Origin of the sequence: Aminobacter sp. Piv2-1 (assembly GCF_037625995.1) — a bacterium.
Lineage (GTDB): Bacteria > Pseudomonadota > Alphaproteobacteria > Rhizobiales > Rhizobiaceae > Aminobacter.
Genome location: NZ_JARKMU010000003.1, coordinates 184,641 through 198,797, shown reverse-complemented (window position 1 = coordinate 198,797; position 14,157 = coordinate 184,641). Strand labels below are relative to the sequence as shown.

The window sequence follows — 14,157 nt, the reverse complement described above, 5'->3', positions numbered from 1 at the left end:
CACGCTGCGCGAAGGCCGGTTCAGCCGGCCAGCACCGCCAGCGCCGCCCTGTGCAGCTCGGGCGTCGCAGCCGCGATGATGTCGCCGCCATTCTCCGCCGGCCCGCCCTCGAAGGTGGTGACGATGCCGCCGGCCTGCTCGATGATCGGGATCAGGGCGACGATGTCGTAGGGCTTGAGTCCCGGATCGACGACGATGTCGACCTGGCCCGCGGCGACCATGGCGAAGGCGTAGCAGTCTGTGCCGTAGCGCGCGAGCCTCACCTTGGTCTCGAATTCGTCGTAGCGCTTGCGCATCTCGCCGCGGAACAACGCCGGCGTGGTGGTGAAGATGGTCGCCTCCGACAGCGACGTCGTCTTGCGTACCGCAAGCCGGCGCGGCCCGCCCGGCCCCTCATAGTGCGCACCCTTGCCGTCGGCATAGAACAGCTCGCCGGTGAAGGGCTGCGACATCATGCCGGCGACCGCGTCGCCGTCGACCGTCAGCCCGACCAGCGTGCCCCACACCGGCAGCCCGGAGATGAAGGCGCGCGTGCCGTCGATCGGGTCGATGACCCAGACATGGCTGTTGGACGTGTTCTCGCTGCCGTGCTCCTCGCCCAGGATGCCATGGTCGGGGAACTCGGCATTGATCAGCGCGCGGATGGCCCGCTCGGCCTCCTGGTCGGCCTCGGTCACCGGGTCGAAGCCGCCGGCGAGCTTGTTGGCCACCGCGCCCTGCTGGCGGAAGCGCGGCAGGGTCTGCGCGGCTGCGGCACTTGCGATCCGTCGCATGAACTCGGCGTCGACCATCACTCACCCCATGTCTGACCGTTGCGTGGATGCCACGCCGCCCGGTCAGCGGCAATAGCCACATCAACTTGAATTAAAAAAGCCCAAAGCGCCTTGACTTTTGTGCAGCGCACAATAATCTGATCCTCGGACAGGGCGACCTGTCCATGCCCTCCTTGGGCGTTTCCTCCCTAGACTTCGACCGCTCTCCGGAGCGGTCTTTTTTTAGCCGGCGGCGGCCATCCCTACTCCGCAGCGAGCGGCAGGTCGAGGAAATGATGGTCCGGAACGGCCATCAGATCCGCCGAAAACCGCGCCAGATCTTCGAGCAGCGCGTCGAAGCCGGCCGACTTCTCCAGCGTCCGCTCGTCCATGTAGAGCCCGCGATTGATCTCGATCTGCAAGGCGTGGAGGTTGCGCGCCGGCCGGCCGTAATGCTCGGTGATGAAGCCGCCGGCATAGGGTTTATTGTGCGCCACGGTATAACCCATCGCAGCCAGCAGGCCGATGGCCCGCTCGGTAAGCGCCGGCGCGGCCGAGGTGCCGAAGCGGTCGCCGACGATGAAATCGGGCCGCACGCCATTGTCGCCGACACGGACGGAAGCGGGCATCGAATGGCAGTCGATGAGCACGGCATAGCCGAAGCGGGCATGCGTGCGGGTGACCAGCCGTTTCAGCGTCTCGTGATAGGGCTTGTAGACACATTCGATGCGGCCGACCGCCTCCGACAGCGGCAGCCGGCCGGGATAGATTTCCAAACCCTCGCCCACCAGCTTCGGCACGGTGCCGAGCCCGCCGGCGACGCGGGCCGAGCGGATGTTGGCGAAGGGCGGCACCGGCTCGGCGAACATGCGCGGGTCGAGTTCCCACGGCTCGCGGTTGACGTCGAGATAAGCGCGCGGAAAATGCGCCGTCAGCATCGGCGCGCCCAGCATCACGGCGGTGCCGAAGAGCTCGTCGACGTAGCAGTCCTCCGAGCGCCGGATGGCACTGGCATCGAGCCTCGTCATGGCCAGGAAGCGTTTGGGATAGCAGCGCCCGCTGTGCGGCGAATTGAACACGAAGGGCACGCGCTGCTCGGCACTCGACCTCACTTCGAACGGCGGCAGCACCGAGAAATCTTCGGCTGGGGTCATCGGATCTGATGGACCTGCGGGATACGCTCACTCATCGCTGGAAGGTGCCATCTGCGCGCGCCGGTGTCCAGCATCTCGCCGCTTGGAAAAGCCGTGGAATCGGGCCTCGCGGCGTCACGTTTAGGGCACGGCATTCACTTGATGTTTACCGTCCGGAACTCATATAGAAGATGGTTAACGAAGCCCCTTTGGGGGGCGGCTTCGACCGCTGATTCGGACGGGATACTGATGGCACGCATTCTTCTGGCAGAAGACGACGACGACATGCGCCGCTTCCTGGTCAAGGCGCTGGAGCGCGCCGGCTACCAGGTGAGCGACTTCGACAATGGCGCGAGCGCTTACGAGCGGCTGCGCGAGGAACCTTTTTCGCTGCTTCTGACGGACATCGTCATGCCGGAGATGGACGGCATCGAGCTCGCGCGCCGCGCCACCGAGATCGATCCGGACCTCAAGGTGATGTTCATCACCGGCTTCGCGGCGGTGGCGCTCAACCCCGATTCGAAGGCGCCGCGCGACGCCAAGGTGCTGTCCAAGCCGTTCCACCTGCGCGATCTCGTCAACGAGGTCGAGAAGATGCTGCACGCCGCCTGAGGCGTGTGGCGAAGGCGAGGATTCGCCCCCATAGGGGGCTTTTTCGGTTTGCCGGCGCCGTACCGGACCTTTCGCGCCCCGCTGGATGCGCAGGGCGGCTGCGGTTTCCCCAGCGTCTTCGGGAGTTTTGACAAAAGCCGCAAAAATCCACCACGGGCGCTATTGACGCGCCGGATCAAAAGTGGTGTATCCGCCGCGTCGGATGGGCGTGTAGCTCAGCGGGAGAGCACTACGTTGACATCGTAGGGGTCACAGGTTCAATCCCTGTCACGCCCACCATCCGAACCCCCCGAAAGCTTTGAATCGAAGCGCGCCGGAACCGGCGTCAGCGTCCTCCGGACGCCAAGGCCAGATCCGGCCAGTAGTAAGAATCCGGCAGCGGCCGTGGCCCGAACACCGCCTGTCCCACGCGCACGATGGTCGCACCTTCTTCGATGGCGACCCCGTAGTCGCCGGACATGCCCATGGAAAGCTCCGCGAGCCCTGCGCCCTGCGGCGCGTCGAGCATTGCCCGGTCGCGGATCGTCCGCAGCACGCGGAAGCAGCGGCGCACCTCCGCGACATCGGGCGTGAACCGCGCCAGCGTCATGAACCCGCGCGGGCGCAACGCATCGAAGGCCTGCAGTTCCCTCAGGAAGGCGGGCACCTCGTCCGGCGCGAGGCCGTACTTGCTCGCTTCACTGGATGTGTTGACCTGCACCAGCACGTCGAGACCCTGGCCCAGATGCTGCAGGCGCTTCTCCAGCGCCGATGCCAGCGACAGCCGGTCGAGCGACTGCACCTCGCAGGCAAAGCGCAGCACGTCCTTGACCTTGTTGCTCTGGAGATGGCCGATCATGCTCCAGCGGATCGTCTCTCCGGCGAGTTCGCCGGCCTTGCGCCGGCCCTCCTGCACCTTGTTTTCGCCGAGGTCGATCTGGCCGGCGCGCACGGCCGTGCGAACGCGTTCGGCGTCGACCGTCTTGGTCACCAGCACCAGACGGACGGCATCGGCCCTGCGCCCGGAACGCACGGCGGCACTGCGGATATTTTCGCGTACCGTTGCGAGATTGGCGACGACGTCGGCGCTCATGCTTCCAACTCCTCCAGCCATTCAGCGAACATCGCCCGCCCGGCCTCGCGCAGGCGCGGACCAAGGCGCGTGGCGTCGCCCCTGATGGTGCGGGGATCGATGCCGGCAGCCGCCAGTTCGGCGGCGTGGCCGACCAGCCATGGCTCGAGGCCGTTGCAGGCCTCCGCCTCGGGATGGAACTGCACGCCGAGGACATTGCGGCCAAGCGCGAAGGCCTGCCGGCCGCATAGCTGGGTGGTGGCCAGGTTCTGCGCGCCCGAAGGCGTCTCGAAGGAATCGCCGTGCCAGTGCAGCACCTCGACGCCGTCGAGATGGCGCAGCGGGCTCGCCTGGCCCGCCTCGGTCAGCGTCAGCGGCGCAAAGCCGATTTCCTTGATGCCGGTCGGCGCCACCCTGGCGCCGAGCGTGGCCGCGATCTGCTGCGCGCCCAGGCAGATGCCCAGCGTCGGCCGGCCGGCGGCGAGACGAGGGGCGAGCACCGCCCGTTCCCAGGCCAGGAACGGATAGGCGTCGGTTTCGTAAACACCCACCGGGCCGCCGAGCACGACCAGAAGGTCCGGCTGCAGGGGGTCGAGCATCGACAGATAGTCGACCCCGATGTCGTGGTAGTGCAGCTTGTAGCCGGCGCCCGCCAACACGGCCTCGAACGTGCCCAAATTCTCGAAGTGGATGTGCCGTATGGCGATCGCGGTCTTCAGCATTGCCGTTTCCGCGTCCGCTCAGCGCAGGGCCGAGAGGTCGGCGCCATGGTTGATGTGATATACGGCGCCACCGATGACGAAGGCCGGGACCGACTTGACGCCGGCTGCCTCGGCCTCGCCGAGACGCGACTTGTCCTCGCCGAGATGAACGATCTCGACCTTGTAGCGCGCTCCGTCGAGCGCTGCGACGAACTGGCGCTCAGCGTCGACGCAGACGGAGCATCCGGCGTGATAGAAGACGGCCTTCTCGGCCATGGCTTGGTCCTCTCGGCTTCGGAGCGGCGGGATTGCCGCAACCGCGTTGCCATGCGATATCGCTCATCCGGCCTAGCCAGAAGGTCCGGTTTGAAGAAGTTGGATAGGCCGGATGGGAAGGCGAAAAGACATCGCCATCGAGCTTGGCGCCGAAGACGGCCGGCCGGTCTTCCTCGCTTTGGCCGCGTCGATCACGTCGGAGATCGAGCGTGGCCGGCTCAAGCCGGGCGATCCCTTGCCCGGAACGCGGGCATTGGCGAGGAGCCTCAAGCTCAACCGCAACACGGTCGACGCCGCCTATCACGAGCTGACCATGCAGGGCTGGCTCGCCGCAGAGCCCTCGCGCGGCACCTTTGTCGCACATGACCTGCCGGATTTCGGCCCGGCGCAAACGCGCCGAGGCATCGCCTCGAAAGCTTCGCCCGCCGCTGCCACGGCGCGACGGCCGATGCTCAGACTATCCGACGGCGCGCCCGATGCGCGCCTCCTGCCGGCGGCGGAATTCGCGAGGGCCTTTCGCAATGCGCTGGCAGGTCCCTCCTTCCTGACGGCCTGTGCCCATGGCGACCCGCGCGGCAGCCCGATGCTGCGCGAGGCGCTGGCCGCTCATCTCAAGGAAGAGCGTGGGCTGACCGCTGCGCCCGACGACATTCTCGTCGCCCGCGGCAGCCAGATGGCGCTGTTCCTCGCCGCCTCGGCGGTGCTGTCATCGGGACAAGCTATTGCCGTCGAAACCCCCGGCTATCCGCTGGCCTGGGCGGCTTTCCGCGCGGCCGGCGCGCGAGTCGTCGGCGTGCCGGTCGATGGCGGCGGGCTCGACATCGATGCGCTCCAACGCCTGGCGGAGCGCGAGAAGGGGCTGAAGGCCGTCTACCTCACCCCGCATCACCAATACCCGACGACGGTGACGCTGGGGGCGGCGCGCCGCCTGAGGCTTCTCGATCTCGCCCGCCGCTTCGGTCTGGCAATCATCGAGGACGACTACGACCACGAGTACCGCTTCGACGGCAGGCCGGTGCTGCCGATGGCGGCGCGGGCGGCGGCGGACCATCGCATCGTCTATGTCGGCTCGCTCTCCAAGCTGCTCGCGCCCGGCATCCGCGTCGGCTATGCGGTCGCCGAACGCGGCCTGCTCCAGCGCATGGCCGACCGGCGCGAGGCCATCGACAGGCAGGGCGACCTGCCTCTGGAAAACGCGATCGCCGGCCTGATCCTGGACGGTACGCTGCGCCGACATGGCCGCAAGGCGCGCCGCGTCTACCAGGCGCGCCGCGACCATCTCGCCGGGCTGTTGAACGAGCGTTTCGGCGATGTCGCTTCCTTTGCCCTGCCGGCCGGAGGACTGGCGATCTGGCTGCAGCTCGATGGCGGGGTCAGCGCCGAAACCTGGGCGGCGCGGGCCGAGGGCCTCGGCCTCGCCATTCTTCCCGGCATTCGCTTCGCCCTCGATGCCACGCGGCCACCGGAAGCCTTCCGCCTTGGTTTTGCCAGCCTCAGCGAAGCCGAACACGTGCGGGCGGTCGATCTGATGGCCAGGGCGGGGCCCGCCCAGGAATAGCCCCGCTGGAATAGTCAGACAGCACCTCAGGCCGCCGCCTATGCCGCGCGATAGCCCGGCGCGCTCGCCAGATAGGCTGCGTAGGCGTCGGCATTCGGCGGCAAGAAGTTTTCGGCCAACGGATTGCGCCGTCGCTTGGCCGTGCCGATGTCGGCCAGCAGCTCGTCGAAATGCTTGAAGTGATAGGGCGCCACGCACAGGCCGCCATAGACGCCCGCCGCCGGCCTCTCGTTGCGCTTCCAGTGCAGCATCATCTCGATGTTCTTGGCCATCTCCTGGCGCGACGGCTGGCGCCCCAGCATGCCGTCGGCATAGCGCACCAGCCAGTTGGCGGCGAGCTCGGCGCTCAGCACCGTGCAGAATGACGAATTGAAGCCGACGAAACCCATGTCTGGCAGATCGGGATTGGCGATGACCCGGTAGAGCCGGTATTGCCCGTCCGGCTCGACCAGCTTGCGCTGGTACTCCTCCGGCAGGAACGGCACGCCGGATTTCCAGCCGACGGCGAGGATGGCCATGTCGGCCGCCACGCGCTCCCCACCCGACAGCAGCACGGTGCCCCGTTCGTAGCCCGAGATCGTTCCCTTGATCGCCTTGATGCGCCCGTCCGCCACCATGTCGAAGAACCCCGGCGTGACGATCGGAACCGAGCAGTTGATGGTCGTTTCGATCGGCTTCGTCGGCCTGAGCCCGGTCTTCTTCAGCTTGAGCTGGATCGAAAGCAGGCTTTCCAGCGCCCGCCAGTTGGCCCAGACCAGCGGCTTGGCGAGAGCGTGTGCGAGCCGCGCCAGAAGCGGCTGGTTCCAGCTCGGGAACATCACCTCCTGGGCGCGGACATAGAGGATGCGCTTGAAGTTGATCAGGCCGCCGATGAAGTACGGAATGCGCCAGACCGGCTCAAGATAGACGATGGTGACCCCGGCGGCACCCGAGTTGACCGCGTTGACGGCGATGTCGGTGGCGGACTTCGAGAAGCCGAGCACGACCACGCGCTTGCCCTTCACGGTCGCGGGATCGTTGTATTCCGAAGAATGCAGCACCTGGCCGCCGGCCGCGGTGAAATCGTCCTGGCCCGGATGCACCAGCTCGCGCTTTTCGCTGAAATTGCCGGTGCACACCGCAACGAAATCGAAGTCCTCGCTCACCGCCTGTCCGTCGCCGGCGGCGAGCCCGACGCTCCAGCCTTTCGCGCCTTCGCGTCGCTGCATGGACACGACCTTGGTGCCGTAGCGGATCAGCGGCACGAGCCCGTTCCGCCCGGCATAGGTCTTCAGATAGGCGTGGACCTGCGTGCCCTTCGGCCATTCCGGATAGTCGTCCGGCATCGGCATGGAGGTGTAGCGATAGAGACCCTTCGGGCTTTGCGTCTGCACGTCGGGATAGGAGCGCGATGGCTCCCACACGCCGCCCAGATCGTTGCCGCGCTCGACGACGTGCACCTCGTGGCCACGTTCCTTGAAGGCGTTCGCAGCCGCGAGCCCGCTCACGCCCGCGCCAATGACGCAGACCTTCTTCTTCTCGACCATTTTACTTTCCTCCAGGACGCAAGCTCGCCCTCGCACGCGACGAGGTCGCGTGCGCGGTGGCGGCAGCGGTCTCCGATCCGGTGGCTTAGGCGTTCGCCTCGGGCGGCAGGAACTCGACCTCGTGCTGGGCCGAGATCTTCACCACTTCGGCCGGGTCGGCGAGGTTGTCGAGCTTGTCGAACAGCTCCTCCAGCATGCGCGCCGGCGACACCCAGAACAGCGCCTTGGCCGGCTTGTCCGACTTGTTGAAGTAGCCGTGCGGGATGCCGCGCGGCATGCGCACCAGGTCGCCGGCCCGGGCCTTCACCCATTCGCCGTCGAGTTTGAGATCGAGTTCGCCTTCCTGCACGAGGATGAACTCTTCCTGGGTCGGATGGATGTGCACGGGCACGAACTGGCCCGGTTCGCTGTTGGTCTCGAAGGCGAAGGTGGAATCGCACACCGCCTTCGGGAAATAGACCTGCCCGAGGATGTTCCAGGTCTTGCCGGCATGGCCGTCGCCCTTGCGGGTGATGCCCTTGGCGAGTTCCTTGCTCATCGAATACTCCCTCTGTTCGAAGGGCCTGCCAGACGCGGCCCTTTCATTTGTTCCACGCCGAAGACTGCTGCAGACCTCGCCGAGGCACTAGCCGGAATGCGCGACGACTATCCAGAAAACGCAAAAATGCTGCGGGGCACAGGCACGGCGGCGCATTTTCATTGGCAGTCGGACGAACGGTGCTAGTCTCGCCCGATGCCGATGGAGGAGGCGTCCGGTCAGATGGTACCGCTTTCAAACCATGTCTTGTTTCAGTCGAGCGATCTCGATTACGCGAGGGAGCGCGTCGCCCAGAAATTCTGCGACCACCGGCTGGACATCATCGGTGATCGAAGGGCGTTTCGCGTCACCCACAACTACGTGCCTGGCGAGATGATCTCGCTCAACTACATCAGCTATGGCGCCGACGTGCTGATCGACCCGGGCGAGCTCGGCGACTTCTACCTGATCCAGATGCCGATCGCCGGCACGGCGACCATCCGCAACGGCACGCGCGAATTCCTCACCAACCGCAACGTCGCTTCCGTCCTCAACGCCGACCTGGCGACCAGGATGAAATGGTGGCAGGGCTGCGCCCAGTTGCACATCCAGGTGCGCAAGGCGCCGCTGCATGCCCTTGCCATGCGCCTGCTCGACCGCGACATCCCCGGACCGCTGATCTTCGACCCGCTCATCGAATTTTCCAGGCCCGAGATGCAGGCATGGCGGCGCCTGGCGAACTCGCTTTTCCACGCCGCCGACGCGAAGGTGCCCCCGGCCGGTACGGGCATCCAGCAGACGATGCACGAGCAGCATCTCATGGAACTGTTCCTGCGCAGCCAGCCCAACAACATGAGCCTGTTCTTCGACGAGCGGAGGCAGGGTGCGGCACCCCGCCATCTCAAGCGCGCCGAGGAATTCATCCGCGCCAACGTCGCCTCGCCCATCGGGCTGCTCGAGATCGCCGAGGCCGCCGGCGTGGCACCCAGGACGCTGCAACTGGCCTACAGGAATGCCTTCGGCTTCTCGCCGATGCGCGCGCTGACCCGGGAACGCATGCGCCGCGCCCGTTTCGACCTGGTGGCGAGCGATGCCACCGTCACCGACGTCGCGCTCAAATGGGGCTTCACCCATTTCGGCCGCTTCGCCGCCGAATACCGGCATGAATTCGGCGAGCTTCCCCGCGAGACGCGGCGCACGCGCCACGACTTCGGCCACGCCCGGTCGGAAATGGCCTGACTGCTCACTCGGCCCGGTCGATGTCCCGCCGCAGGACGATCAGCGTCGTCAGGTCCTCGACGCTCGGATGGGTGGCAATCACGTCGCGCAGCGTGTTCAGCCTGTCGATGGAGGGCACCTCGACCTCGACGATGAGGTCGAGCTGGCCCGACACGGAGGAGACGCGCCGCACCTCCGAATGCCGCGCCAGCTGGTCGAGCACGCCGATAGCCGGCGTGCGGGCGAGCGTCACCATCAGGAAGGCCGAGACCAGCCCCTGGTCCATCTGGCCGATATCGGCGCGATAGCCCCTGATGACGCCGCTCTTTTCCAGCATCGCCACGCGCTCGGTGGTGGCACTTCTAGATAACCCGATGCGCGCCGCCAGCGCCTTCATCGGGATGCGCGCCTCCTTCGACAGGATGCCGAGAATGTCCCTGTCCCTGGCGTCGAGTTCCTTCATCGTCCGCTTCCGTCGGTCGCCGTGAATGTGCCGGTCAATGCACGCGAAGTGCCGGTATAACCGTCACATTGCCGGATGCCCGATTTTTCCGCCCGTGCCAAGCTCCGGCATCAGAAAATCCGGAATGCCGATGACCGACGTAAACCACCCCGCGCCGCAATTCTCCCGCGAAGAGGCCGCAGCACTCGCCGCCGGCCACTTCGGCATAGGCGGCGTCGCCACCCCGCTCGACAGCGAGCGCGACCAGAATTTCCGCCTGATGTCGGCCGAGGGCGACTGGATCTTCAAGATCGTCAATGCCTCGGAGCCGCGCCAGGAAAGCGAGTTCCAGGCGGCCCTGCTCGACCATCTTGCCCGCGCGGGGGCCGATGTCGCCGTGCCGGACCTCAAGAAGACGCCCAAGGGCGAGGCGCTCGCCCACGCACCCGCCACAGGCGGTGGCGAGCATGCGCTGCGCCTGGTCTCCTGGCTGCCGGGCCTGCCGCTGGCCGAGGCCGCGCGGACCCCGGCGCTGCTCGAAAACCTTGGCCGTGCACTCGGCAAGCTCGATCGCGCCCTGCAGGGCTTCATCCATCCCGGCGCGCTGAGAAGCTTCGACTGGGACATCCGCCTGGCCGGTGCCGCACGCGGCCGCCTCGCCCATGTCACTGATGATGCCGACCGCGCCTTGCTCGAACGCTTCCTCGACCGCTTCGACGCCGAGGTCGCGCCTAAGCTTCCGGCCTTGCGCGCCCAGGCCATCCACAACGACGCCAACGACTGGAACGTGCTGGTCGACGAGAACGATCACGGCCGCATCGCCGGCATCATCGATTTCGGCGACGCGCTGCACTCGCCCCTGATCGCCGAGGTCGCGGTCGCCTGCGCATATGCCATCCTCGACGTCGAGGACCCGATCGGCGCCGCCGCGGCCCTCGCCGCCGGCTTCCATGCCGAATATCCGCTCCGCGAGGACGAGGTCGACCTGCTGTTCGACCTCATCGCCATGCGCCTGGTGATTTCCGTGTCGCTGTCGGCGGTGCGCAAGGCCCAGGTCGGCGACAATCCCTATCTCGCCATCTCCGAGGCGCCCGCCTGGCGCCTGCTTCGCCGCCTCGACGCGATGAACCGGCGTTTCGCCACCGCGATCCTGCGCCATGCCTGCGGCTTCGACGCGGCGCCGGGTTCCAAGGCCGTCACCGCCTGGATCGCGGCCAACCGCAAGAGCTTCGCGCCGGTGCTCGAGCGCCACCCGGCGACGCTCGCCAAGGCGCTGGTGCCCTATGGCGACCCGGCCCATCCGATGACCGTCACCTCGGCCGGCCGTGAGCCCGACAAGGCCACGGCCTGGTGGGATGCCTGGTGCGCCGACAATGGCATCGCCCTCGGCATCGGCCCCTGGGGCGAGGCCCGCACCGTCTACACCTCCGACATCTTCTGGTCGCGCTTCGTCGAGGGTGCCCGCCGCGTCCACCATCTCGGCCTCGACCTGTTCATGCCCGCGGCTACCCGGGTCTACACGCCGCTCGCGGCCACCGTGAAAAGCGTCGAGATCGAGGAAGACCCGCTCGGTTATGGCTGCCTGATCGCGCTCGAGCATGCGCCCGAGGGCTGCCCGCCCTTCGTCACGCTCTGGGGCCACATGGCGCATGAGGCGATGTCGCGCCTCAAGCCCGGCCAGCAGCTCGCCGCCGGCGCGCTGGTCGGCGAAATGGGCGCGCCGGCCGAAAACGGCGGCTGGGCGCCGCATCTGCATTTCCAGATCTCGACCGATCCCGACCTCGCCGCCCGCGACATCCTCGGCGTCGGCGAGGCGCGCTATCTCGACGTCTGGGCCGAGCTGTTCCCGGATGCGGCGACGCTTGCCGGCATCCCGCCCGAGACCTTCCACCAGTCAGGCCGCACCCGCCCGGAGATCGTCGCGGCTCGGAAAGCCTCGCTGCTGCCCAACCTGTCGATCTCCTATTCCGAGCCGATCAAGTTCGTGCGCGGCGAGGGCGCCTGGCTGATCGACGACCGCGGCCGGGCCTATCTCGACTGCTTCAACAATGTCTGCCACCTCGGCCACGCCCACCCCGACGTCGTCGAGGCCATCGCCACCCAGGCGGCCAGGCTCAACACCAACACGCGTTACCTGCACGACTCCATCGTCACCTATGCCGAACGGCTGACCGCGACCTTGCCCGAGGGCCTGTCGGTCGCCTCCTTCGCCTGCTCGGGCAGCGAAGCCAATTCGCTGGCGCTGCGCATGTCGCGCACGCTGGCCGGTCGCAACGACGCGCTGGTGCTCGACTGGGCCTATCACGGCACCACGCAGGAGCTGATCGACCTCAGCCCCTACAAATACAAGCGCAAGGGCGGCAAGGGCCGGCCGGCGCATGTCTTCGAGGCGACCATTCCCGACAGCTATCGCGCGCCGTCGGACTGGCCGGTCGAGCAACATGCAAAGCGCTTCGCCGAAAGCATCGCCGAGCAGATCGAGGCGATGCGTAGAGCGGGCCGCGCGCCGGCCTTCTTCATCGCCGAATCCATCCCCAGCGTCGCCGGCCAGGTTTTTCTCCCCGAGGGCTATCTCCGGGAAGTCTACGCCATGGTCCGCGCCGCCGGCGGCTTCTGCATCGCCGACGAGGTGCAGGTCGGCTTCGGCCGCGTCGGCAGCCACTGGTGGGCCTTCGAGACGCAAGGCGTGGTCCCCGACATCGTCACCATGGGCAAGCCCATCGGCAACGGCCACCCGATGTCGGCGCTGGTCACCACGCGCGACATCGCCGACCGCTTCAACAACGGCATGGAGTATTTCAACACCTTCGGCGGCAACCCGGTGTCCTGCGCGGCGGGCCTCGCGGTGCTCGACATCATCGAGCGCGACCGCCTGCGCGACAACGCGGCCGACGTCGGCGCCTATCTCGTCGAGCGCTTCCGCGACATGCAGAAGCGCTACGAGGTCATCGGCGACGTCAGGGGCATGGGCCTGTTCCTCGGCATCGAGCTGGTCGCCGACCGCAAGACCAAGGAGCCGGCCACCGCGTTCGCCCGCAAGGTCAATGACGGCGCGCGCGCCCGCGGCGTGCTCATCGGCACCGAGGGCCCGCACGACAACGTGCTCAAGATGCGCCCGCCGATGATCTTCACCCGGCGCGACGCCGACCATCTCGTCGGCGTCCTCGAGGAGACCTTTGCCGCCGTGGAGGCTGGCGGCCAGTAGACGACACCCGCGCGGCGAGCGCGGCGGCATTCGATACAGCGACCAACAGCAACTTCCGGCACCCCGCGCCGGCGGCATGAAGAGGCTTTGCCTCAAACCAAGGGAGGAGGAACCCAATGAAATATCTGATCTCAGCACTTCTGCTCGGCACGACAGCACTTGCCGTGCCTGCCAAGGCCGACACGCTCGACATCGTCAAGCAGCGCGGCACCGTCACCTGCGGCGTCAGCCAGGGCGTCGCCGGCTTCTCGGCGCCAGACGACGCCGGCAAGTGGTCGGGCTTCGACATCGACATCTGCCGCGCCGTGGCGGCCGCCGTGCTAGGCGACCCCGAGAAGGTCAGCTACGTGCCGCTGTCCACCAAGGAGCGCTTCACCGCGGTCCAGTCGGGCGCAGTCGACCTTCTGTCGCGCCAGACCACCTGGACCCTGTCGCGCGACTCGAGCCTCGGCCTGCGCTTCGTCGGCGCCGCCTATTATGACGGTCAGGGCTTCATGATCCGCAAGGACCTCGGGGTCGACAGCGCCCTCAAGCTTTCGGGCGCCACCGTCTGCACCGAGCAGGGCACCACCACCGAGCAGAACGTCGCCGACTATTTCAGCGCCAACAAGCTGAAATACGAGCCCGTGGTCATCGATTCCGCCGACGGCATCATCAAGGCCTTCGATACCGGCCGCTGCGACGTCTACACCACCGACGCCTCGGCGCTCTATGCGCAGCGCCTGAAGCTCACCGATCCGGCCGCCTACACCGTGCTGCCCGAGATCATCTCCAAGGAGCCGCTCGGCCCGGCCGTGCGCCAGGGCGACGACAAGTGGTTCGGCATCGTCCGCTGGACGCTGTTTGCCCTGATCGAGGCGGAAGAACTCGGCATCACCAAGGACAACGCCGAAGCCGGCCTCGCCTCGGCCAACCCGGCCATCAAGCGCTTCCTCGGCGCCGAGGGCGACAGCGGCCAGCAGCTCGGCCTCGACCCGCGCTGGGCCTACAATGTCGTCTCCAAGGTCGGCAACTACGGCGAGATCTTCGAGCGTAACCTCGGCCAGTCGAGCGAGCTCAAGATCGACCGCGGCATCAACGCCCAGTGGAACGCCGGCGGCCTGATGTACGCCCCGCCGGTGCGCTGAAGCCCTGGCACGAAAAGGCCGCGGCATCCTTGCCGCGGC

13 protein-coding genes and 1 tRNA gene are annotated in these 14,157 nt (G+C 67.1%); 6 read left to right on the top strand and 8 right to left on the bottom strand.

Annotated features, from left to right (window positions below; genetic code table 11):
• Nucleotides 1–20 precede the first annotated feature (20 nt).
• Nucleotides 21–791 (bottom strand): histidinol-phosphatase, encoded by a 771-nt coding sequence (gene hisN / locus AmiPiv_RS07175; RefSeq protein ID WP_445206915.1) that lies wholly within the window; start codon nt 789–791, stop codon nt 21–23.
• 224 nt (nt 792–1,015) lie between these two features.
• Complete coding sequence (locus AmiPiv_RS07170) at nt 1,016–1,906, bottom strand: N-formylglutamate amidohydrolase (protein ID WP_340036649.1); 891 nt, start codon at nt 1,904–1,906, stop codon at nt 1,016–1,018.
• Nucleotides 1,907–2,134: 228 nt separating this feature from the next.
• Here AmiPiv_RS07170 and cpdR point away from each other — a divergent pair, with 228 nt between their 5' ends.
• Nucleotides 2,135–2,497 (top strand): cell cycle two-component system response regulator CpdR, encoded by a 363-nt coding sequence (gene cpdR / locus AmiPiv_RS07165; RefSeq protein ID WP_018429348.1) that lies wholly within the window; start codon nt 2,135–2,137, stop codon nt 2,495–2,497.
• A gap of 204 nt (nt 2,498–2,701) precedes the next feature.
• Nucleotides 2,702–2,776, top strand: a tRNA-Val gene (locus AmiPiv_RS07160).
• 46 nt (nt 2,777–2,822) lie between these two features.
• Here AmiPiv_RS07160 and AmiPiv_RS07155 read toward each other — a convergent pair.
• From AmiPiv_RS07155 to AmiPiv_RS07145, 3 genes are read right to left on the bottom strand one after another with little or no spacing between them, the layout of a single operon-like run.
• Nucleotides 2,823–3,569 carry a YggS family pyridoxal phosphate-dependent enzyme gene (locus tag AmiPiv_RS07155; protein ID WP_340036647.1) on the bottom strand — a complete coding sequence of 249 codons (747 nt, stop codon included), beginning with the start codon at nt 3,567–3,569 and terminating at the stop codon, nt 2,823–2,825.
• Complete coding sequence (locus AmiPiv_RS07150) at nt 3,566–4,270, bottom strand: glutamine amidotransferase (RefSeq protein ID WP_340036646.1); 705 nt, start codon at nt 4,268–4,270, stop codon at nt 3,566–3,568. The genes AmiPiv_RS07155 and AmiPiv_RS07150 overlap by 4 nt, the downstream gene beginning before the upstream one ends.
• A gap of 18 nt (nt 4,271–4,288) precedes the next feature.
• A complete protein-coding gene (locus AmiPiv_RS07145; RefSeq protein WP_340036645.1) occupies nt 4,289–4,525 on the bottom strand; it encodes a thioredoxin in 237 nt (78 codons plus the stop codon).
• 112 nt (nt 4,526–4,637) lie between these two features.
• On the opposite strand from AmiPiv_RS07145, the gene pdxR reads away from it, so the two are divergent.
• Nucleotides 4,638–6,083 carry a MocR-like pyridoxine biosynthesis transcription factor PdxR gene (gene pdxR, locus AmiPiv_RS07140; RefSeq protein ID WP_340036644.1) on the top strand — a complete coding sequence of 482 codons (1,446 nt, stop codon included), beginning with the start codon at nt 4,638–4,640 and terminating at the stop codon, nt 6,081–6,083.
• Between the two features lie 38 nt (nt 6,084–6,121).
• Here pdxR and AmiPiv_RS07135 read toward each other — a convergent pair whose 3' ends face one another.
• A complete protein-coding gene (locus AmiPiv_RS07135) occupies nt 6,122–7,609 on the bottom strand; it encodes a flavin-containing monooxygenase (RefSeq protein WP_340036643.1) in 1,488 nt (495 codons plus the stop codon).
• Nucleotides 7,610–7,694: 85 nt separating this feature from the next.
• Nucleotides 7,695–8,147, bottom strand: a complete 453-nt coding sequence (locus AmiPiv_RS07130; RefSeq protein ID WP_340036642.1) for a cupin domain-containing protein — start codon at nt 8,145–8,147, stop codon at nt 7,695–7,697.
• Between the two features lie 222 nt (nt 8,148–8,369).
• On the opposite strand from AmiPiv_RS07130, the gene AmiPiv_RS07125 reads away from it, so the two are divergent.
• Nucleotides 8,370–9,365, top strand: a complete 996-nt coding sequence (locus tag AmiPiv_RS07125; RefSeq protein ID WP_340036641.1) for an AraC family transcriptional regulator — start codon at nt 8,370–8,372, stop codon at nt 9,363–9,365.
• A gap of 4 nt (nt 9,366–9,369) precedes the next feature.
• Here AmiPiv_RS07125 and AmiPiv_RS07120 read toward each other — a convergent pair whose 3' ends face one another.
• Nucleotides 9,370–9,807 (bottom strand): Lrp/AsnC family transcriptional regulator, encoded by a 438-nt coding sequence (locus AmiPiv_RS07120; RefSeq protein ID WP_340036640.1) that lies wholly within the window; start codon nt 9,805–9,807, stop codon nt 9,370–9,372.
• Between the two features lie 130 nt (nt 9,808–9,937).
• Between AmiPiv_RS07120 and AmiPiv_RS07115 the strand changes: the two genes are divergently transcribed.
• Both AmiPiv_RS07115 and AmiPiv_RS07110 read left to right on the top strand, forming a co-directional pair.
• Nucleotides 9,938–12,991, top strand: coding sequence for an aminotransferase class III-fold pyridoxal phosphate-dependent enzyme (locus tag AmiPiv_RS07115; RefSeq protein WP_340036639.1), 3,054 nt, complete (start codon nt 9,938–9,940; stop codon nt 12,989–12,991).
• Between the two features lie 116 nt (nt 12,992–13,107).
• Nucleotides 13,108–14,118, top strand: coding sequence for an amino acid ABC transporter substrate-binding protein (locus AmiPiv_RS07110; RefSeq protein ID WP_340036638.1), 1,011 nt, complete (start codon nt 13,108–13,110; stop codon nt 14,116–14,118).
• The last annotated feature ends 39 nt before the right edge of the window (nt 14,119–14,157 follow it).